Here is a 2820-nt window from a genome sequence, read left to right as displayed (position 1 = left end):
CGCCCCCCCCCCGGGGGGGGGGGGGGGCCGCCGCCGCCGGGGCGCGGGTGGGCGGGGGGGGGGCGCCCCCCCCCCACGACTCCGGTGCCCGAGTGGCGCGATTCCCCCGCCAAATCGGCCCGAACAGAAGCGGGCGACCTTAGCTTGACAGCCCACCGCCCCCTTCCTTATATGCCGCGCGTTCGCGAGCTAGGCCTTGTCAGGCCCTCGCGACCCTGTGGCGGGGTAGCTCAGCTGGTTAGAGCACGGGAATCATAATCCTGGGGTCGGGGGTTCGAGTCCCTCTCCCGCTACCAAATTTTCCCGCCGACCACTTCGTGGAAATCAGGCGATCAAGTATTAAAAACCCGGCTGATAGTCTGTACGGCGTAAAGGTTTTGATCTCCCGCGCTAAGACGACCCCTCGCATCCGCCAACGTTGCTTTGATCCCCACATCGAAAACGGACTTCTCGATGTAGGGTTGGCGTTCCACGACCCAAACGACAGCCCTCAGGTCACTTGCGAGAGACGCTCATATCGAAGCAGTGAGCCGTGCGAGCGCCTGATCGCCGACGCGACATGATCGCATACTCACTTGTGAGCTGAAGGCGGAAACTTCCGCAGCAACAATGACGCACATTAAGCAAGCTCTTAGGAGCCGACTGTCTACAAATTTGATTTGTGGGGGCAACTTATCAATTCTCCGTTGTTCCCTGTCGATAATGCAACGATGCAAGAGTAAATTCGATTGGCAGCGTGATTTGTTCTTGGTATGTTCTCAATCAACAGCATCATTTCCCGCAGCACGGAGTCGCAATCATGCCCTTATCTGAGAACTTATCACCCTACGCAAAACGAATTGTCGAAGAGAGTCTCGATAAGATTCGAAGCGAACCAACCGCGGATAGTCCTTCCAGAATAAATGGCGTTGTCCGATCGGTGGTCACCCACTTAAGTATCGAAGCGGGACCTGACAGGCGGGACGGAATGGTGAACTCTGCACTTTTGGAAATCGTCCAATCGTACATTAGTCGTTTGGCGAAAGAAACGAGCCACGGCGGCTGAACATGTGAAGGGGCATGAAGGCGCCAGACACGCAGGTTTATGTCATTCGACCGATCGAAGGGCTGGAGCCGGTCAGTTTTGCGAACAGCTCGTAGGCGTATCGGTCGGTCATTCCAGAGATGTAATCAACAAGAAGCAGCAAGCAGGTGTATTGTGACTTTATATCCTTCCGCAGTTGTTTTTGCGAGTATTCAGGAAAAAGCCTGAACAAATGTCCGTCCTTCACATCAAGTTTTTCCACATCGCCGGCTTGGGTGAGTCGGCAGATCATTCCGCCAAAAAGATCCATCAAAGTCATTATCACGTTTATTCCAGCTGCTTCGGTTTCTAGCTTTCTCCGTTCGTAATAGATCTCGTTACCGCACAGAGCTCGAATATTCCCAACTTTGTCGGCGAACTTGGTTGTTTCGATCAACGACGATCCAAATTTGCCAGTAAGCAGTTGCTTCTCGTGCGCTACAAATTGCTCGATAGCAGCAATGCTCAGAGCAGAAATCGCGCAAGAGCGTGCATAAGAAATTCGGTCGTGCGGCTCGCTCGGATCAATTAAGTCGTACCTTCCGCGAAACTGTCCTAGCTCTGCGATCTCGATTAGCGCCTCTTCAGCTTGCGTGAAGCTGATATGTTTCGTTCGGTACGCGTCTTCGACATCCGTAGTTAAGTAGCAGATGTCATCCGCTGCTTCGACGACGAATGCGAGAGGGTGGCGCAAAAAAAGATCGTTACGCACCTTAGTCATTTGCAGGTCGGTAAATATTGAACTTGCGTACTTTGCCTCATCAAAAGTGTATCCGTATTTCTTGGTCTTCGTATCCTTGTTTTTCACGTCACTGAATTTGGACGCATAGGGATACTTGCTGAACGCTCCCAGCGTTGCGTTTGCTAATTGAAGACCTCCCTGATCTCGCCACCCAGTCGTCCGCGTCAGAATTCGAAAGCCCTGCGCGTTTCCGTCAAAATGTAGAAAGTCAAAACGCTGATCAGGATTGCCCAAGACGTCTGCCACGGTCTCGTTGTTGTCGCTCTCGCGCCCAAACCAGCTCTGTATGGCGTACTCGCCCACGTGGCCGAATGGCGGATTGCCTAGATCGTGCGCGAGGCATGCAGCATAAACAATGTCGCCAAATTTATCAGCGTCGCATTCGGCGTCGTGTTCGCAAAGACAACGGCCAATTTCGTACCCAATTGTGCGGCCAACGTTGGCTACTTCGATGGTATGGGTCAGCCGGGTGCGGATGTAATCGAAAACCGGGAACGGATGTACTTGGGTCTTGCCTTGCAATCGCCGGAACGGAGTTGAGTAAATGATCCGCTGAGCGTCCTTCTGGAAGACGGAAATGTGAGGCTCAGACGCTACATCCGGCTTTGATATGTGTCCCGGGAAGAACCGGTTTTCCGAAGTCAGTGACGTCCAGTCCATTTTGGGCTTCCGAATGCTGATAAATGAAAATCGCTTATTCGTAGTATACGAACTCAAGATACTACCTTGAATGTAACCAAAAACAAGCGAAGGCGGCTGGCCGCCCCCTTGAACATGCGACGGTGAGTTGACGGCATATCCAGCAAGGCAACCCCATTCTGAATGCGCTGCAATGCAGTAATATTTGCGCTTTCGGCCCTCCAGACCACCACCCTGTTTCGCCCCTCCGTCAACCTCTCCCCACAAAAATATTCCTCTTTACCGAAATTCGGAAATGACGTATGTGTCGCTCATCCCGGCTCATCCTTGAGGGGCGATCTCGTTGTCGTCTTGATTGCGAGCCGGGCTTGCGGTG

Annotated in this window: 1 protein-coding gene and 1 tRNA gene; one reads left to right on the top strand and one right to left on the bottom strand. The window is 53.0% G+C overall.

Annotated elements, in window-relative coordinates:
• The first annotated feature begins 219 nt into the window (after positions 1-219).
• A tRNA-Met gene (locus AC0L2J_RS32115) sits at positions 220-296 on the top strand.
• 786 nt (positions 297-1082) lie between these two features.
• Here the strand turns inward: AC0L2J_RS32115 and dgt are convergent.
• Complete coding sequence (gene dgt / locus AC0L2J_RS32110) at positions 1083-2465, bottom strand: dGTP triphosphohydrolase (RefSeq protein WP_473395658.1); 1383 nt, start codon at positions 2463-2465, stop codon at positions 1083-1085.
• Between the last annotated feature and the right edge of the window lie 355 nt (positions 2466-2820).

It is taken from the genome of Bradyrhizobium sp. MV1.5 (assembly GCF_055807615.1).
The sequence above is the reverse complement of the archived record's forward strand: the minus strand, read 5'-3'. Positions and strand labels throughout refer to the sequence as shown.